We start from the raw sequence: 18,320 nt of genomic DNA on the forward strand, positions 1-18,320 counted from the left end.
CGGGGGAGCCTGACCATGCGTTGTACCCTCCCATTGGCGGCCGCCCTGTCGGCCGCATTTCTTTTGGCGCCTGCGAACGCGGACGCCGCTGGGCCAGACGACCACACCCGGGTCGCCCGCGCCGTCGACGACACCGTGCAGCGCTACGGATTGCCGGGGATCGCGGTGGGCGTGATCGAGGATGGCCGGGTGGTCGCCATCGAGACACGCGGCGAACTGGCCGCCGGCAGCGGGCAGGCCGTCGCTCCCGACACGCTTTTCAAGATCGCGTCCAACACCAAGGCGATGACCGCCGGCGTGCTGGCGCGGCTGGTCGACCAGGGCAAGCTGCGCTGGGACGACCCGGTGACGAAGTACCTGCCGCAGTTCCGGATGCACGACCCGTGGGTCACCGCGAACATGCAGGTGCGCGACCTGCTGGTCCACAACAGCGGCCTGGGCCTGGGCGCGGGCGACCTGATGCTGTGGCCGGAACCCAACAGCTTCACCCGCGCCGACATCATCACCGGCCTGCAGCATCTCAAGCCGGTAACCAGTTTCCGTTCCGGCTATGCGTACGACAACCTGCTGTACGTGGTCGCAGGCGAAGTCGCCGCGGCGGCCGCGGGCATGCCGTTCGACGAGGTGGTCCGGCGCGAACTGTTCGAGCCGCTCGACATGGACGGATGCCGCGTCGGCCAATGGCGCCTGGACGAGGCCGGCAGCGTCGCCCAGCCGCATCGCCGCGTTGACGGGCGGAATGTCCCCGTGCGCGAGGACGGCGAGGTCGTACCCGACATCACCTCGATGGCCGCCGGCGGTATCCGCTGCGGCGTGGACGACATGCTCAAGTGGGTCGGCATGTGGCTGGACCCCAAGCACCCCTGGCTGTCGCCGGCGCAGCGCCGCGCGGTGTGGACCGCGCACATGCCGATGCCGGTGAGCGAGCGCATGCGCCAGTGGGACAACAGCCACTTCTCCGCCTATGGCTACGGCTGGCGGCTGTCCGACGTGCAGGGCGAATGGAAGGTCGCGCACACCGGCACGCTGTCGGGCATGTACTCGTCGGTGATCCTGCTGCCCGACCGGCGCACCGGCATCGTGATGCTGATCAACGGCGAAGGCGAAGCCGCGCGCACCGCGCTGGGCCAGGTGCTGGTGGAGCAGGCCATCGGTGCGGATGCAGGCCACGACGTGGCCCACTACGCCGCGCTGCTCGACCAGGAGCGCGCAGGCCGCGCGGCAGCGCAGCCGCTGCCCGACACCTCCACGCGCCGTCCCGCAACCGCCGAGGAAGCTGCCGCGCTGGCCGGCGTCTGGCGCGACCCGTGGTTCGGCGAGGTGACGATCTGCCCGCGTTCGGATGGAATTGCTTTTGCGTCGGCGCGTTCGCCGCTGATGCGCGGCCGGTTGATGCGGGTCGGCGCGCGCTGGCTGGTGGACTGGGACGACGACGGCGTCGATGCGGAGGCCTGGCTGCAGCCGCCTTCCCGCGACGCCGGCAAGGGCGCTACCCTGACCCTGTCCCACGTCGATCCGGATGCGGACTTCAGCTACGACTATGCCGATCTCGCCTTCACCCGCCAACGTGACTGTCCCTGAGCCGCGCCGCCCGGCGCCGGATCCCCGTCGACGCGGGCTGCGCGCCGGCTGCCTGCTGGCACTGGCCTTCGCCTCCATTCCCGCGCTGGCTGCGGTTCCGGTGCTGTCGCCTGCCGCCGATGCCGCGCAGGCCGGCATGGTCGAAATACGCGAAGCGGCCCCCGGCATCAGCGTGGAGATGCGCTACGCCGGGACCGACAATTTCACCGGCGCGGTGGTTCCGGGTTACGAGGCCGGCCACTGCTACCTGCTGCAGCCGGTTGCCGAAGCCCTGGCCCGCGTGCAGGCGACGCTGCGCGCCGAGGGTCTGGGCCTGCGCATCTATGATTGCTACCGCCCCGCGCATTCGGTGACCAGCTTCATGCGCTGGATCGACGCCCCCGACGATCCCGCACTGAAGGCGCGCTGGTATCCGAACGTGGACAAGTCCGCGTTGACCCAGGGCTATATCGGCAAGACCTCCGGGCACAGCCGCGGGGCCACGGTGGACCTGACCCTGGAACGCTGCGACGCCGCGGGCTGCACCCCGCTGGACATGGGCACGCCTTACGACTTCTTCGATCCGGCCGCGCATACGGATGCAGCAGGCACGACCAGCGCGCAGCGCGCCAACCGCCATCGCCTGCGCGACGCGATGACGGCGGAGGGCTTTCGCAACCATCCGATGGAATGGTGGCATTACACCCTGCAGCCGGAGCCCGATCCGGGCACCGCCTACGACTTCCCGGTGCGCTGATGACGCGCTGGCGGGAGCTGCGGTGTCCCTACTGCGGCGAGCGCATCGACGTGGCGGTCGACGACAGCGCCGGCGACCAGGACTACATCGAGGACTGCCAGGTCTGCTGCCGGCCGATCGCGATCAGCGTCAGCGTGGACGGTCCCGGGGACGAGCCGCGCGTCGTGGCCCGGCGAGAGGACGAAGCCTGAGCCTGGGCCGGGTCGCGGGGGTTCGCATCCGCTGTCCGTTTAGACTGTCGCCTTCGATTCCTGGCGCAGACCGATGAACCTGTCATTGCATACCGGCCTGCTCGGCGCCCTTGAAGCGGGACTGATCGCCCTGGCGATCGGCGTGCTGGTGTACGCGCTGTGGGCCTGGGTGTGTCGCCGCGCCGGACTCACGATCGCCCATGCGGTGGGTTGGGGTGCGGCGATCTCGGTGGCTGTCGCAGCAGGCATCGACAGCTGGCACCTGTTCTACCTGGGCATCTCCAGGCTCGAGTCCCCGCTGTATGCGCGGCTGGCGCTGGCCGGTATCCACGATCCGGACTTCCTGGGCGTCCGCGTGCTGTTGCAGATCATCGGCGCGCTGACCGGAACGGTGCTGGGCTGGTGGTTGTTCAGCGGGCGTCTTGCCACGCATCACGCCGACCGCGGGAACTGAGTGCCACTGGAACCGGATACAGGTTCCGTTTGAACCGGCGGATAACTCCGTGCTGACGCATCGATAACTGTTGCGGTAACTGCATTCGTCGGCGATGTGGTTAAGAGCCTGTGCAAGCTCCGTGCGAGGCGCATCGATGGTTCATACGCAGGGATGCAGGGTCGGTGTCGTGAACTGCCGCGGCGGAATGCAGCGTGCAACTCACCGACACTCCACCCCGCAGGAGCACACCATGAAGAACGCACGCCACCTCGTTACCGGCCTCCTCGTCCTGGGCATGGCGGCCACGCCGCTGGCCTTCGCGCAGGCCACGCCCACCACTGAGCGGGCACCGCCCACATCGCAGGAGCCGACCAGCGCGCCGCCAGCCACCGGCGCTGCCGAACAGCAGCCGGCACGATCCTCCGCCGCGGGGCAGGGCCTGAGCTGGGCCGACCTGGATGCCGATGGCAACGGCAACCTCAGCAAATCGGAATCGCAGCGTCACGCCGGCCTGAGCAACGTCTTCGCCCAGGCCGACGTCGACGGCAATGGCGAACTCACGGCCGACGAGTATCGAGGCTTCGTCCAGAAGCAGCAGAGCGAAGCGGCCAAGGAGTAACTACGGCGCTGCCGAACCGCCGCGACGCCTGCCTGGCGGTCGCACCGGGAGCGGGCCTTCGGGTCCGCTCCCGCCTTGTGCGGCACGCCAGCGCAGCGCTGCTATCCTGCCGCTCCGCTTGCCCACAAGGCCTCCCACATGCACGACATCCGCCTGGTCGGCTTCGACGGCGACGACACCCTCTGGCGCAGCGAGGACTACTACCGCACCGCCGAGAAGCAGTACGAAGAGATCATTGGCCGCTACATCGACCTGCACGACGCGCGCACGCTGCGCCACCTTCTCGAAGTCGAACGCCGCAACCTGAGGATTTTCGGCTACGGGGTGAAGGGCATGACCCTGTCGATGATCGAGGCGGCGATCGAGCTGACCGATGGCCGCATCGCCGCGCGCGACCTGCAGCAGGTCGTGGAGATCGGGCGCGCCACGCTCCAGCATCCGGTCGAACTGATCGAAGGCATCCGCGAGGCGGTGACGGCGATCGCCGCCGAACTGCCGGTGGTGCTGGTCACCAAGGGCGACCTGTTCCACCAGGAATCCAAGATCGCCAGCTCCGGCCTGGCCGACCTGTTCCCGCGCATCGAGATCGTCTCGGAGAAGGATCCGCCGACCTACGCGCGCGTGCTGGGCGAGTTCGGCATCGACGCCTCGCAGTTCATCATGGTCGGCAACTCGTTGCGCTCGGATATCGAGCCGGTGGTCAGGCTGGGAGGCTGGGGCGTGCATGTGCCCTACGCGCTGACCTGGGCGCACGAGGCCGAACATGGCCTGGCCGAGGCGCATCCACGCGTCCGATCGGTCGAATCGGCGGCGCATTTGCCGCAGGCCGTCCGCGAAATCGTGACGGCTGTGCGAAACGGCACCTGAATGTCGGCCGTGCCGTGATCCGCCGGTAACGTTTTCATGCGTCCGGGTTAAATCGCGGTTCACCACGAAAATCGCAACGTCATCGCAACGTCACCCACACAGGAGCGCTGCCATGAATGCCGTTATCTCCACCGCCCGCTCCAACCGCTCCGCCTGGATGCGCGGCGCTTTGCTCGCCGCCGCCCTCGCCGGTGCGGCCACCCTGCTGCCCGCGCGCCAGGCGCAGGCCGCCGACGTGCAGGTGCGCGTGCTGGTAGACGTCGCCGACCTCATCTTCCGCAGTGGTCGCCCGTACTACTACGACGAGGGCTATTACCAGCCGGTCGTGGTCGAGTACGACCGCTGGCGCCGGCCGGTCTACTACCGCTACGGCCCGCCGCCGCGTCCGGTCGTGGTCTATCGCCCCGCGCCGCCGCGCTACTACGCGCCCCCGCGCCACCACCACCACGCGCCGCCGCCGCAGTACCGCGTCAGCTACGACGATCGCCGCGGATATGACCGCCGCGACTACGACCGCCGCCACTACGACAACCGTGGCAAGGGCAAGAAGGGCCATGGCCACGACAAGCATCGCGGGCGCGGCTGGGACGACTGATCGCCCGGCTTGGCCGCTTCGCACTGGAAGAATCGACGGGCCGGTCCCGGTGAAGGGCCGGCTTCGTCGTATCTGGAAGCCTGGGGGCCTCGCCCGACCCGCCGGGGAAGAAGATGGCAGCAGCAGAGCCGACCTGACATCCGCGGTTCGCTGCGGCAGAATCGTCGCATGAACCGCGCGTGCGCCCTGCTAGGCCGTTGTTTGTGCATCCTCGTCGTCGTGCTGGCAGCCGACGCAGTTGCCGGGCCGACCGCACCCGCACCCGATGCGGGTGCTGCCGGTGTGCAGCGCGTCCACGCCACCGGTGATGCCTGGCTCGATGGCCGCCTGGCCGACATCGATCTTTACGCCGAGCGCTACCCGGACGCCTTCGCCGCCGAACTCGAGCGCTATGCCGGGGTGCCGCGCGCCTACGTGTCCGGCCTGCTCGCGCAGCCGGGATGGCACGGCGGCGACGCCTGGTTCGCCTGCTTCCTGGCCCACGCCACCGAAGCGACCTGCCGCAGTGTCGTGCGGGCGCGAACCCGCGCCGGCGCGGAGGCGACGTGGGAGGCGGTGGCCGCGGAATTCGATGCACGCCCGGGTTCGGCCGCTTATGGCCAGCTGCGTTTGTCGCTCGCCGACAGTTACCGGCGCTGGTCGCGCCCACTGCAACCGGACCCGGCGTTGACCCGCGCGCTGCGCAAGCGGGCCGAGGCCGAAACCAAGGCCGGGCGTTAGCCGATCAGTTCGAAGCGGCGTGTTGCCGGACGCGCCTTGCAGGGCGTCGCATGTCCTTGTCCCTGCAATGATGCGCACCGTTGCAGCGCCGAGGGCCTGAACACCGATTTCATCGCGGTTGGACACGCTGCCAACAGCGAAGGGCCTAGCGTGGCGCGTGCCCCGTTCCGTGGGCATACAGAAGATCTGGCCTTTGTGTCCCGATGGCTGCCATGGCATGGGTGCTCCGGCCTTTTCGAGGAGAGCGCCATGAAATCGAATCTGCTTGCTCTGGCCGTCATCGCACTGGGGACATCAGGCCTTGTCGGCTGCCAGCGGGATGACGACCGCCTGACCGGGGCCGAAAGAGCCGCCTCGACCCAGCCGGAACCGGCTCCTGCGGACTCCGCGGGCGACGCCGCGGGACCAGGTGCCGCCACGTCCGACGAAGGCGCGGCGTTGGCGGTGCTCAACGCCATCAACAGCCACGAGATCGCCGCCGGCCAGCAGGCGCTCGCCAAGGGCGTGAAGGGGGACGTCGCCGCCTACGCGCAGATGATGATCGACCAGCACGGCGAGAACAGGAGCAAGACGACTGCGCTGGGTCCGGACGAGAACGCGCCGGAAGCCGTGGCGCAGCGGAGCAAGGGCGAGCAGGAGCTGGCGGCGCTCGACCGCGTGGCCGGCGACGGCTATGCGAAGGCCTACGTCGACGCCATGGTGAAAGGGCATGCCGAAGCGCTCGACGTGCTCGATTCCAGGCTGATCCCGTCGGCCACGCGGCCGGAAGTGAAGGCGCACCTCGTAGTTGCCCGCGAGCACGTCGCCAACCACCTGAAACAGGCGGAAGCCTTGCGGGCGGCCACGGGCGGGTAGGTCGCAGTCGGGGTTCCCCGTGCGGGACGCGGCTGTCGTCCCGCTCACGGCTCGTCCCGCTTACGGCCCGCCCGCTCACGGTCCCTCGAGCAGCGCCTGCAGCCTGAGGGCGTTGGCCGTCGCGAAACCATGGGCGGTGTTGTCGAAGATCACCCAGGCTGGCCTGCGTGCATCGGGGAGGGCGCGCAGGGATGCGGCCAGGGCCTGCAGCTGTTCGTCGGAATACGCGCTGTAGTAGATCCGCGGCGCCCCGTGCCATCGCCAGTACGGCCATGCGGAGCGGGTATCCATCTCATGGTCGTTGTCGCCCACCCGAGGGTCCGCGTCGACCCGCCCGACGGCATGCAGGGCGAAAAGTTCGCTGGCGGCCGGCGAGAACCAGCTCAGGTTCCTGGCTTCGCACGCCAGCGGGGCATCGGTGCGACGACGGAACATGCGGAAGAAGGTCGATGCGGTGCGCATCTCGAACACCTGCCCCGGGGGCAGCTGAAGCAGGTAGCCCCCCAGCTTCGAACCCAGCGCCCCCGACTGCGCCAGGAACGCATCGAGCGCCGGGCCGCAGCGACGAAGCGCGAGTTCGTGCGAAATCTCCTTCGGCATCTTCACCGAGAAGCGGAAGCCGCGCGGGACGCTGGCCGCCCAGCGGGCATAGGTCGAAGGCTGGTGCGGACGATAGAACGAGGAGTTGATCTCCACCACGGAAAAGCGGGAGGCGTAGCGCGCCAGCACGCTTTCCCCATCGGCGAACCGGTCGCGGTACGGGGCCGGAATCGACCATCCCGCGCATCCCACGAGCACCTTGCGCATCGCAGCGTCGTCCCGGAGTCGGCAGTCGCGTCAGGGGTGGTCCAGCGAGGCCTGCAGCGCGGTCGCCAGCGCGGCATCGCCACTCACCAGCTCCGCCCATCGCAGTACCAGCCCCTTGCGATGACCCTTCCTGACCAGGCTGAGTTGCTCGGGATCCACGACCAGCGTGTACAGCTGGCCGCCGATCTCGAGCTCGCGCCGCAGGGGTTTGTCCAGAGGTGTCATGTCGTGCTCCGCGAGGATCCGTGCGCATGCGTGCCCTGCCTGCGACGCCGGAAGCTGATCCACTGCCCGGCCAGGGCAGTCAGCAGCAGGCAGCTGTTGGTCACGATGAAGACCCAGTTGCCCAGCAGCACCGCGTAGACCACGAACAGCGCCGAAGCGGTGGCCTGTCCGAGGAACAGCCAGGTCGAGACGCCTTCGCCGTCGCTGTTGCCGGCCTGCTTGACGATCTGCCGCACCAGGGTGGCGAGCAGGATGATGGAGGCGGCCCATCCGATGGCATCGATCATGGCGTTCGCGATGCAGTGTCTGGCTGCCCAGCCTGCCACGCGTAGCCGTGGTCGCGGCGTCAACAGGAGCGCGCCGGCTGCGCGTGCGTCATGGGGCGGGAAGGACGAGCCATCGGCGGGAGGCTCCCGCGCGGCGTGCGGCTAGACCATCAACAGCACGATCACCGTGCCCCAGGTGGTGAGGAACACGTGCGCGATGGCGACCGATCCGGAGTAGCCGATCACCGCGATCGAGCTGCCGCTCTTCTCCTGCAAGGCGGCCAGTGCGGCGGTGAACGTCTGCGCGCCGGAGATCGCGCCCAGCAGCAGGATCGGATGGATCTTCAGGACCTTGCGGCCGAACCAGAGCCCGGCCAGCAAAGGCGCCATCGTCACCACTGCGCCGCCCAGCAGCAGGCCGATACCCGACTCCTTCACCGCCGGGACGAAGTGCGGTCCGGCGCCAAGCCCGACCATTGCCACGAATCCGGCGAGGCCAAACGACTGCATGAACTTGACCGCGCTGTCGGGCACGCGGCCGAACAGCGGCCGCCGCGCGCGCAGGTGGCCGGTGACGATGCCCGCCAGCAGCGTGCCCACGCTGGTGCCGATGGTGACCTTGATGTCGCCCACCGGAACCGCGGCGAGCACGCCGAACAGGGCGCCGGCGAAGATCGCGAAGCCGACGGTGACGAAGTCGGTGGCGTCGGTGGGATGCAGGATCTCGCCCAGGCGCGCGGCGGCGCGCTGGACCGCGGGCTCGGGCCCGGTGAGCTGCACGACATCGCCCCGTTCCAGCGTGGTGCGCGTGCCGATCGGGATCTGCTGGCCGCGACGCATGATCCGGCCCAGGAACACCGCGCGCGCATCGTCGTCGGCGGCGATCTCCTCCAGCGGGCGGTCGATCCAGTCGGATCGGCTGACGAACACTTCGTGCACAGCCGTCGCCACGTCGAGCAGCGGCTGGTCGTCGATCTCGTCGGCGCGCTCGCCGACATAGGCGACCAGCACCTCGCGGCGGCCACTGATCGCGAGCAGGTCATCGGCCTCGATCAGCGTGTCCGACGTCGGCTCGACCAGTTCGCCCTGGCGCCTGATCCGGTGGATGAACAGGCGCATGCCTTCAGCGAGGCCCTCGGCCTGGGCGACGCTGCGACCGACGATCGCCGCGCTGGTACCCACCCGGTAGGCGCGGGTCTCGAACGGTTGCCAGGCCGATGCGACGCCGCTGCGCACGCGCACGATTCCGTACTGCGCCTCGAGTTCCAGCGCTTCCTTGGCCAGGTCCACGCGCAACAGCGCCGGACCGATCACGGTGCAGGTGAGGATCACCCCGAGCGCCCCGGTCACGTAGCACAGCGCGTCGGCTACGCCGATGTGCGCCTCGTACATCTGCCGGGTGGCCTCGTCCAGCGGCAGGGCGCGGATCGCCTCGGCCGCGGTGCCCATCGCCGGCGATTCGGTCAGTGCGCCCGAGAGCATGCCCGCGGCCAGGCCCGGATTGAGTCCCAGCGCGCTGGCGACCGCCCAGGCGGCCAGCAGGCCGACGACGGGCATGAACACACCCAGCGCGGCGAAACGCCAGCCGTCGCCTTTCATCGCCGAGACGAACCGTGGACCGACCTCGTAGCCGATTCCGAACAGGAACAGCAGGAACACCACCGACTTGGCGGTGGACGAGACCGGCACCTCGAACAGGATGCCCAGCACCATGCCGGCCAGCAAAGAGCCGGTGACGCCGCCGAGGGTGAAGCCGAAGATCCTGCGTGCGCCGACCCAGTAGCCGAGCGCCAGCGCCAGGTACACGCCCAGCTCCGGGTTGCGCGACAGCAGTGCGGTCATCCACTCCATGTGCGCCTCCCCGGCGTGGTCAGAGCGATGGCGGGTCGTAGAAGACCATGATGCGCAGGTCCTTCAGGTCGTCGCTGGCCGGATCGGCCTGCGAAACCTGGGCGTAGCGCAGGCGGACCATCAACCCCTTCAGCACGCCTTCCGACGCTTTCCACTGCACGTTGAAGTCGGCCTCCTCGCGCGCGTAGTCGGTCGGCGAAGCTGGGTCGCTTCCGTCCACGTACAGGGCGTAGACGCCCAGGCCCTTGACCGAGGCGAAGTCGTAGCCGGCGCGCACCATCCATGCCGATTCGCCATCGCGGTTGAAATCCTCCACCTGCACGCTGGTGTAGCCGGGGTAGCCGCTCCAGGGGTTCTGCATGTTGGCGTTGCCGCCGGCATCGGTGTAGGCGACGGTGAACAGCGCGCCGCCGTTGACCACTTCGGCCTTGGCGCCCCACTGGTTGGAGTCGAAGCTCCTTCCCTTGAGCAGCTGGTCGCCGTTGCTGGACTGGTCGCTGTACTGCAGGGCGGTGCGCAGCTTCCAGTCGTCGGACAGGGCGAAGGCGTACTTGGCCTCGGTGTAGAAGATGCCGATGATGTCATCGCTGTAGTAGCCGATCGCACCGACGGAGAGGTCACCCAGCGCGTAGTTCGCACCTGCCGTATAGACGCCGCGCTCGACCCCGGCCGGCGCGCCGGCATCCTTGGCCATGGACACGAAGTCCTCGGAGGTGCGTTCCTTGATCTTGTCGACGTAGCCGCCACCGACCCGCCATTCCCCGCTGTCCTTGTCGCCGTACAGGCCCTGCACAACGGCAGCCTGGAAGGTGTTGGGCGTCATCCGCGCGTCGTTCTTGTTGATGTACGGCGTGTCGAACGCGCGCCGGCCCAGGGTCAGGCGCGTGTCCTGGTTGAGCAGGAACTCGCCGTAGACCTCGCCCAGCACCGTGTAGCCCTCCTGCCCGGGGGCGAGCAGGCCGGTGCCGTCCTTGTCGTCGGGGCCGTACAGCTTCTGCGAGGTGTAGCCGGTGGCGCCGAACGCGAAGATCTCGCGGAAATAGCCGGTCTTCAGGCCGGCCGATCCGCCCAGCGCCCAGGCTTCCATCTCGCTGTTGTCGTACTTGTCGCGGTCCAGGTAGAAGGTGCGCGCCTGCACGTCGAACTTGGTGTCCTCGAAGGCCTTGCGCCGGGTTTCGCGGATCCATTCCTGCCGCGAAGGGCCGAAGCTCTGGTCCAGCGGTGTCTGGCCCTGCTCGACCGAGTTCGGCGCCAGGTCCATGTCATCGAGCGCTTCGAGTTCCTCGCGGACCGGTTCCTGCGGTGCAGCCTGGGCGAATGCCAGGCCCGGTGCGGCCAGGCTGCCTGCGAGCAGGCAGCCGGCCGTGGTGACGAGGAGCGCCGATCCCCTGTGGCGCCGTTTCGGGTTCAGCCTGATGTCCATGTCGTTCTCCTCGTCTCGCAGCGGTTACTGCGAGAGCACCATCGCGAAGTAGCCGAACACCGTGTACAGCACGCCGGAGATCGCGTAGCCGACCGGGAAGCCGACCCACGGCACGCTGCTGTCGATCTCCTTGGATGCCTCGCGTGCCGGCCCGGAGTGCGAACGCGAACCCGCCACGCCGCCCATCAGCACCGCCGGGTTGATCTTGAAGATGTGGTAGCCGACCGCCCAGGTGACGAACGGCGGGATCGTGCTGGCGACGAAGCCGGCCAGGAAGATCTTCAGCGCTATCGTGCCGGTGAGCTGCTCGAGCAGGGTGGCACCGGCGTTGATGCCGACGATGGCGATGAAGGTCACCAGGCCCAGGTCCTCGAGGATGTTGCGCGCCGCATTCGGCGTGCTGCCGAAGAAGCGCAGCCGCGACACCAGCGAGGACACGAAGATGCCCGACAGCAGCAGGCCACCGGCATTGCCCAGGCCCACGCTGAAGTCGCCCACCGGCACGTTGATCTTGCCGATCAGCAGGCCCAGCACCATGCCCCCGGACAGGGTCAGCAGGTCGGTGGACGTGCTAGGCCGGGCGATCTTGCCGAGCAGGCCGGCGGCCTTGTCCACCGCACCCTTGAGGCCGGTCACGTGGAGCACGTCGAACCGCTTGAGCTCGGTGTCACGGCCGACCGGGAAGGGTTCGCCCGAACGCTCCATGCGGGTGACCTGCAGCTGGCCGGCGAAGTCTTCGGCGGCCAGCGCGCTCAGCGGCTTGCCGACCGCGTCCTTCTCGGTCACCACGATCTCGGCCTGGTCCAGCGGGACCGACAGGGCCTTGGGATCGTCGACCTCGGCGCCGATCAGGCCCAGGTTCTCGGTCAGGTCGCTCAGCTTGCCACCCAGCGCGAGTACGTCACCGGTCTGCAGCAGCAGTCCTGGATCAGCGCCCAGCGATTCCTCGCCGCGACGGATGTTGACGATTCGGTACTGCGGATACTTGCTGCGGAACTGGGCGATGCTCTGCCCGGCGGTCGCCGGGTTCTCGAGCCGGTAGGCACGCAGGCCACCACCGCGGTAACCGGTCAGCGCGGCGTCGTCGACGTTCTTGACGCCATGGGCCAGCTCGTACTCCTTGGCCGCCTTGCGCGCGTCCACGCCCCACCAGCGCGGCAGGTACTTGCAGACCAGGATGATGCCGATCGTGCCCCAGATGTAGGTCACGCCGTAGCCCAGCGCGATCATGCCCGACACCTGTTCGGCGGTGGTTCCCTCGGGCAGCTTGTAGGCGCCCTGGGTGACGGCCATCTCCGCCGTGCCGATCGCCGCGGACATGGTCTGCGAACCGGCCAGCACGCCACCGGCGGCGCCGGCGGGCAGGTCCAGCCAGCCGGACATCAGCACCACCAGGCCCAGGCCGAGGAACGAGCAGATCACGGCGAGGATGGTGAAGGTGATGCCGTCCTTCTTCAGCGCGTTGAAGAACGCCGGGCCCACGCGCAGGCCGACGCCGTACATGAACAGGTAATAGAAGAGCGACTTGGCGAAGTTGTCGAGCTGCATCTTGACGCCGTACACCGACGCCCAGGTGGCCAGGCCCGCGCCGACCACGATCGCCGCGGCGACCATGCCCAGCCCGTAACCCTTGACCGCGAATTTGCCGACCACCACCGCCATGCCCACCGTGAAGAACAGCAGGATGTACGGGTTGTCGGCCAGGAACTGGAAGAAAGCCTGCATGACAGCGTCTCCGGAAGTCAGGCGTGGTTACTGCTGGGAATTGGCGCGACGGCCGGCGAGCGCGGTCGGCTTGATCAACTTGATGCCCTGCGCGGCGTTGTAGCCGTGGATCTCCTTCACATCGAGCTTGCGCATGTAGGTGATCGTGTCGGCGGTGATGATCTGGCCGGGCACCATGATCGGGAAGCCGGGCGGATAGGGAATGACGAAATTGGCCGAGACCATTTCCGGTCCGTCGCGCAGGCGCGCGTCGACGTCGGCGCTGTGCAGCTTGACGTACTCGCAGGTGTCCTCGTCATAGGCCATGAAGAACGCCGGCCGCATGTGGCCCTCGTTGCTCGGCGCGGCAGGATCGTCGCGGAACGCGTCGTGGAAGCGGCTGAAGTTGGGCAGGTCCGGCACGTCGGTCATCAGCGACTTCACGCGGTCGGCGAACACCTGCTTGCCGGCCGGACTTTCCTGCGACAGCCGCGTGTCGATCTCGCGCGACAGGTCGGCCAGCGCCTTGATCAGCAGCGCCGCATCGCTGTGCGTGTTGTTGATGTTGGTCTGGACCAGGATGCTGTTGCGCGAGGTCTTGTTGATCTGGATGTCGAAGCGCTCGGCGAGCATGCCCTTGAACTGGGTGCCGTCGAAGCCGGCCGCGCCGCAGATCACGGTCAGGCGCGTCGGATCCAGCGCGAACTCGTCCTCGTCCCAGGCTTCGGCGGTCTGCGCCCAGGTCGCGTTCGGCGGGCCGTAGTCCTTGAGTCCCGAAGGACGGAACTCGGCGGGGATCATTTCCTCGGGCGTGGCCACGCGGAAGTACTTCGAGATCAGCGGGTGGTTGTTGATCGACTGGCGGATGCGCAGCGCCAGATCGGTCATCTTCAGGGTCAGCGCATAACCTTCCAGCTCCATCTGCCGCCGCGCCAGGTCCAGCGAGGCGATCAGCTGCAGGTTCGGCGAGGTCGAGGTGTGCGCCAGGAAGGCTTCCTGGAAGGGTCCCTGCACCTTGTGGAAGTCGTCATCCCACACCAGCATCATCGAGCCCTGGCGGAAGGCGGACATCGACTTGTGGGTGGAGTTGGTCTGGTAGACGCGGATGCGGACCTTGTCCGGGTCGGGCAGGCGGTGGGCGTCGAGTGCCGCCGGGTCCTTGGGGTCGAGCGCCGGCGCATCCTTGGCCCAGGCCTCGTATTCGGCGCGGTAGGCCGCGCTGCGGTAGCGCCTGGTCAGCGCGGCGGCCGCGCCCATCGCGGTGCGGCGGCGGTGCAGCGGGTTGAAGCGGGCGAAGCCGAACCAGGCCTCGTCCCACAGGAATACCAGGTCCGGCTTGATCGCCAGGCATTCCTCCATGACCTTGCGCGGGTTGTACATGTGCCCGTCGAAGGTGCAGTTGGTCATGTCGATCGCCTTGACCCGCGCCAGCGTGCCGGCGGCTGCGCAATCGAGCAGGGCCTGCTTGATCGTGCGCAACGGCACCGCGCCGTACATCGAATACTCGGTCAGCGGGAACGCTTCGACGTAGTAGGGCTGCGCGCCGCTGAGCACGAAGCCGTAGTGGTGCGACTTGTGGCAGTTGCGGTCGACGATGACGATGTCGCCCGGCTTGCACACCGCCTGGACGATGATCTTGTTCGAGGTCGAGGTGCCGTTGGTGCCCAGGTAGGCGCGCTTGGCGCCGAACGCGCGGGCGATGGCTTCCTGCGCGCGCTTGATGGTGCCGGTGGGCTCCAGCAGGCTGTCCAGGCCGCCGGTGGTGGCGGAGGATTCGGCGAACAGGATGTTGGTCCCGTAGAACTCGCCCATGTCGCGGATCCAGTTGGACCCGAAGATCGACTTGCCGCGTGCGATCGGCAGCGCGTGGAAGGTGCCGATCGGGCGCAGCGCGTACTTCTTGAGGTTGTCGAAGTACGGCGTCTCGTAGCGGTCCTTGACCCCGTCGAGCAGGGCCAGGTGGATCTCCATCGGCTCTTCGACGTGGTGGAACATGCGCCGGATCGGGGCGGCGTCCTCGCTGCCGGCCAGCTGCTCGGGCGCGCGGTCCGAGAGCAGGTACAGGTCCAGTTCCGGCCGGTATTCCTTGATCTTGCCGGCCAGCGCGGTGGCCAGCGCCCCGGGGTCCAGGCTGTCCTGGCGGGCCTCGAAGTGACGCGCGAGGAAGGCCTTGAGGTCGGGCACGTCGTGGCGCGAGGCGTAGCCGAAACCGTCGACCAGCACTACCGCCTGCAGGTCGAAGTTGACCATCACCGCCAGCAAGGCGTCTTCCAGGCTGCCCACGTGCACGGCGGAGTACTGGAAGGCATCGTCCGCGCGCTGCATGCGGCGCATCTCTTCCTTGGCGCGCGCCCATTGCGAGGGGTCGCTCGGCGTCACGACCAGCACTTCGAAGTAGGGCTTTTCCGCGACGCCGGTGACATCGGGCGGCAGCGCATCGAGGATCGAGCGGTCGGCGGCGTCGGCCGTGTTCCAGGTCGCTTCATCGCGCCGGTAGTCGCCCGACAGCAATGCACCTGACACCTTCTGCACCAGCCGCGCGAACAGGCCCGCATCCGAGCCGTCCAGCGCCTCGCGCAATGCCCCGAGCAGGCGCTCGCCCGGATAGGCCCAGCAGTACTCGAGCCGGATGGCCGTGGCGAACAGCTTCGCGCAGGCATCGCGTGCGGCGCCCCGCGACGACTCGCCCGCGCCGGCCCAGGCACGGGCGGCTGCATTGAGCTGGCGCCACTGGTCGCTGCGCAGCGACGCGGCGACCAGCACGTTGGAAAGGGTGGGATCCGAACTCATGGCCTGTGCTCCAGGGAGGGGTGAGAAGGCCCCGCCGCCGGTACCGCGAGCGGTCCCGGGGGAGTGCGGCGTGGCCCAGTCGCCTAAGCTAGGACTGGATGTGAAGGCCGTGTATTGGCTCTTGGCACTACGCGCAGATGAACCATCCAGCGGGTTCCAGGACATGGGAAACGAGCGTGGCGCGGCGCGCGTGCAGGTCGCTTCCGATGCCGGACGATGGATGACTGCGCATCATCCGGCGGGCGTGCAGGTTCTCCCCGCCGGTCATGGCGGAGCCGAAAGTGGAGCCGTGGGCGGGAAGCAGGCCGGCGGAAGCGGAGCTTCCGCCTCTGCGCCGGTCAGAACCGGTACACCACGCCCAGCCTCAAGCCGCTGTCGATGAAGCGGAAGTTCCCGTCGAAGCTGTTGCCCTGGGCATCGGCCTCGATCCTGCGCATCGTGTAGTCAAGCGAGGCGCCCCAGTTCTCCCAGGGGAACCACTCCACGCCGAAGCGGCCGGTGGTGACGTCCGCATCGACGTTGTCGATGTTGGCGGTGAAGTAGCCCACGTCGGCGGACAGGCGCCAGTCGCTGTTGCCCGGCACCCAGCGCCAGCTGCCGCCGATGGACGGCGCCGGCAGGTCGGCGCTCACGCTGTTGCTGATGCCGCCACTGCCGACGGGGTTGCCATTGGCGTCGACTTCCAGCGACAGCCCCAGCCCGATGCTGTACCAGATCAGGCCCAGGCGCGGACCCAGGACCCAGCTGTCGCGGTCCATGGCCCAGTACACGTAGGAGGCCTCGTAGGCATCCAGGTTCAGGTTCGCGCGCAGCGTGCTCGAGACCGGGTAGACGACGCCGTCGAATTCGATATCGCGGTCGATCTGGCGGGTGGCGTCACCATCGTCCTGGTAATAGGACAGGCCGAACTCGTGCTTTTCCCAGGGACGCCAGGTCGCGCCGATGATGGCGAGAACGTTGTTCTGGTCGATGCCCAGGTCACGCTCCAGGTCGATCCGGGTGCCGTCGTCGGCCTGGCCGTCGGCGCGCATCTTGGTGTCGAACTCGGTGACGTAGCCGCCGACGCGGGCACTGAAGGTATCCAGCGGCTCGAGTGCGTGGCAATCGAGCGCCGTGGTGGCGAGGAGGGCGGCGGTGGCGGTGGCAATCAGGCGGGGCTTCATGGCGGCTCCCTTGGCGGTCGCGTCAGTTGTTGGAGGAGGTATCGGCTGCGGGCATTCCGGTATCGGCGGCCAGCGGCGCATCGCCGAAACTGCCGCCCAAGGCCAGGTGCAGGTCGATGCGACGGACCAGGCGTTCCCGACGCACGTTGAGCAGCGCCACTTCCGCGGCCCACTGGGCCAGCTGGCGCTGGTTCACCGCACGCAGGTCGGACTTGCCGACGCGGTACGCGTCCTGTTCCAGGCGCGTGGCTTGGCGACCGGCGGCGGCAGCGTCGCCGAGGATGCGTTCGCGCTCGGCCAGGACGGCTTCGGCGTTCAGGGCATCCTCGACTTCACCCAGCGCGACCAGTGCGCGACGGGCGTAGTCGGCCACCGCGACTTTCTGCTCGGCGGTGCGTACCGCCACCTGTGCGGTCAGGGCGCCGCCGGTATAGAGCGGGACCATCGCGGTGGCCGCGGTGCTGCCCGTGGTCTGCTCGAGGTCGTCGCGCATCTGCACCGCCTCGTTGCTGATCCGGCCGTAGCCGGCCGACAGCGACAGGCTGGGCAGCATCGAGGCCTTGGCTTCGCCGATCCGGTCGAACGCGCTGGCCACGCGCCGTTCGGCGGCGACCATGTCCGGGCGGCGGTTGAGCACGTCGGCCGGAATGCCGGCGGGGACCGGGCCCGGGAACGCGGTGAGGTCCTCGCGTGCGGCCAGGGTCGCGCCCGGGTAGCGGCCGAGCAGGAGTTCCAGCGCGCGCAGAGCCTGGCGATGGGCCAGGCCCACCTGCTGCTGCGCATCGGCGTAGCTGGCCAGGTTGGCGCGTGCGGCCATGATCTCCGCGTCGGTGCCCACGCCGACCTTGCGCCGCTGTTCGCTCATCTGCAGCAGGTTGCCGCCCGAATCCACCATCTCCGTGGCCAGTTGCTGCTGCAGGCGCGTTTCGCTGACCACGAACCAGGCCCGTGCGACCGACGCGGCCAGCGATTGCTGGGCGTAGCGGTAGTCGGCGCTGGTGGCATCGCGCGAGGCGCGGGCCGCGTTGCGCGCGTAGCGCATGCGGCCCCAGAGGTCGATCTCCCATGACATGCGCAGCATCACGCCGCTCAGCAGCGCGACCAGGTCGGCGACCGGCTTGTTGCCGGCGCGGCCGAGCACGCCGATGGCGGGCTTGAGCTGGGCCTCGGCGATGTCGACCTGCGCGTTGGCCATTTCCAGTCGCGCCGACGCCACCCACAGGTCCGGGTTGTTCTCCAGCGCTTCGTGGACCAGGCGCGAGAGCTCGGGGTCGTTGAAGCTGGCCAGCCAGCCTTCGTCGACCTGGGCGGCGCTGGCCTCGGCCGACCAGTTCGGCGGGACGACGACCTTGCCCAGCGCCTGCGCCTGCACTTCGCTGGCGGTGGGCTCGGGCAGCACCGCGCAGCCCGTCGCCAGGCTCAGCACGAACGTCACAGCCGCCACGCGCAGTGCGCCGGGGAAGACGGAAGGGGCGATGTGCGTGTGCATGG

Annotated in this window: 18 protein-coding genes; 9 read left to right on the forward strand and 9 right to left on the reverse strand. The window is 68.7% G+C overall.

Annotated elements, in window-relative coordinates; genetic code table 11:
* Positions 1–15: 15 nt before the first annotated feature.
* The 9 genes from MNQ95_RS09155 (at position 16) to MNQ95_RS09195 (ending at position 6,600) form a co-directional block, all read left to right on the forward strand.
* On the forward strand, positions 16–1,581 hold the full coding sequence (locus MNQ95_RS09155; RefSeq protein ID WP_241952674.1) for a serine hydrolase domain-containing protein: 1,566 nt from the start codon (positions 16–18) through the stop codon (positions 1,579–1,581).
* A complete protein-coding gene (locus tag MNQ95_RS09160; protein ID WP_241952675.1) occupies positions 1,568–2,317 on the forward strand; it encodes a M15 family metallopeptidase in 750 nt (249 codons plus the stop codon). Before MNQ95_RS09155 ends, MNQ95_RS09160 begins: the two co-directional genes overlap by 14 nt.
* A complete protein-coding gene (locus MNQ95_RS09165) occupies positions 2,317–2,508 on the forward strand; it encodes a CPXCG motif-containing cysteine-rich protein (RefSeq protein ID WP_241952676.1) in 192 nt (63 codons plus the stop codon). Before MNQ95_RS09160 ends, MNQ95_RS09165 begins: the two co-directional genes overlap by 1 nt.
* A gap of 73 nt (positions 2,509–2,581) precedes the next feature.
* The gene (locus MNQ95_RS09170; RefSeq protein WP_162408511.1) at positions 2,582–2,962 is read left to right on the forward strand and encodes a hypothetical protein; all 381 of its coding nucleotides are present in this window, start codon (positions 2,582–2,584) and stop codon (positions 2,960–2,962) included.
* 232 nt (positions 2,963–3,194) lie between these two features.
* Positions 3,195–3,563, forward strand: a complete 369-nt coding sequence (locus MNQ95_RS09175; protein WP_162408510.1) for an EF-hand domain-containing protein — start codon at positions 3,195–3,197, stop codon at positions 3,561–3,563.
* A 138-nt stretch (positions 3,564–3,701) separates the two neighbouring features.
* Positions 3,702–4,430, forward strand: a complete 729-nt coding sequence (locus MNQ95_RS09180; protein WP_162408509.1) for an HAD family hydrolase — start codon at positions 3,702–3,704, stop codon at positions 4,428–4,430.
* A gap of 112 nt (positions 4,431–4,542) precedes the next feature.
* The gene (locus tag MNQ95_RS09185) at positions 4,543–5,025 is read left to right on the forward strand and encodes a hypothetical protein (RefSeq protein WP_162408508.1); all 483 of its coding nucleotides are present in this window, start codon (positions 4,543–4,545) and stop codon (positions 5,023–5,025) included.
* Positions 5,026–5,193: 168 nt separating this feature from the next.
* Positions 5,194–5,745, forward strand: a complete 552-nt coding sequence (locus MNQ95_RS09190; RefSeq protein ID WP_241952677.1) for a hypothetical protein — start codon at positions 5,194–5,196, stop codon at positions 5,743–5,745.
* Positions 5,746–5,994: 249 nt separating this feature from the next.
* On the forward strand, positions 5,995–6,600 hold the full coding sequence (locus MNQ95_RS09195; protein ID WP_162408506.1) for a DUF4142 domain-containing protein: 606 nt from the start codon (positions 5,995–5,997) through the stop codon (positions 6,598–6,600).
* Between the two features lie 75 nt (positions 6,601–6,675).
* Here the strand turns inward: MNQ95_RS09195 and MNQ95_RS09200 are convergent, their stop codons facing one another.
* From MNQ95_RS09200 to MNQ95_RS09240, 9 genes are all read right to left on the reverse strand, one after another.
* On the reverse strand, positions 6,676–7,407 hold the full coding sequence (locus tag MNQ95_RS09200) for a DUF72 domain-containing protein (protein ID WP_162408505.1): 732 nt from the start codon (positions 7,405–7,407) through the stop codon (positions 6,676–6,678).
* A gap of 30 nt (positions 7,408–7,437) precedes the next feature.
* The gene (locus MNQ95_RS09205; protein WP_162408504.1) at positions 7,438–7,632 is read right to left on the reverse strand and encodes a hypothetical protein; all 195 of its coding nucleotides are present in this window, start codon (positions 7,630–7,632) and stop codon (positions 7,438–7,440) included.
* Positions 7,629–7,919: a hypothetical protein gene (locus MNQ95_RS09210; protein WP_162408503.1), complete on the reverse strand. Its 291-nt coding sequence runs from the start codon at positions 7,917–7,919 to the stop codon at positions 7,629–7,631. Before MNQ95_RS09210 ends, MNQ95_RS09205 begins: the two co-directional genes overlap by 4 nt.
* A 141-nt stretch (positions 7,920–8,060) precedes the next feature.
* A complete protein-coding gene (locus tag MNQ95_RS09215; protein ID WP_162408502.1) occupies positions 8,061–9,749 on the reverse strand; it encodes an aspartate-alanine antiporter-like transporter in 1,689 nt (562 codons plus the stop codon).
* 19 nt (positions 9,750–9,768) lie between these two features.
* Entirely contained in the window at positions 9,769–11,172 is a 1,404-nt protein-coding gene (locus MNQ95_RS09220) for an OprD family outer membrane porin (protein WP_241952678.1), read from the reverse strand.
* Positions 11,173–11,196: 24 nt separating this feature from the next.
* A complete protein-coding gene (locus MNQ95_RS09225) occupies positions 11,197–12,897 on the reverse strand; it encodes an aspartate:alanine exchanger family transporter (RefSeq protein WP_241952679.1) in 1,701 nt (566 codons plus the stop codon).
* Positions 12,898–12,924: 27 nt separating this feature from the next.
* A complete protein-coding gene (locus MNQ95_RS09230) occupies positions 12,925–15,666 on the reverse strand; it encodes an aminotransferase class I/II-fold pyridoxal phosphate-dependent enzyme (protein ID WP_241952680.1) in 2,742 nt (913 codons plus the stop codon).
* Between the two features lie 338 nt (positions 15,667–16,004).
* Positions 16,005–16,829 (reverse strand): porin family protein, encoded by an 825-nt coding sequence (locus MNQ95_RS09235; protein ID WP_162408498.1) that lies wholly within the window; start codon positions 16,827–16,829, stop codon positions 16,005–16,007.
* A gap of 22 nt (positions 16,830–16,851) precedes the next feature.
* Entirely contained in the window at positions 16,852–18,318 is a 1,467-nt protein-coding gene (locus MNQ95_RS09240; RefSeq protein WP_241952681.1) for an efflux transporter outer membrane subunit, read from the reverse strand.
* Positions 18,319–18,320: the final 2 nt, after the last annotated feature.

It is taken from the genome of Pseudoxanthomonas daejeonensis, from assembly GCF_022637495.1.
GTDB lineage: Bacteria > Pseudomonadota > Gammaproteobacteria > Xanthomonadales > Xanthomonadaceae > Pseudoxanthomonas > Pseudoxanthomonas daejeonensis.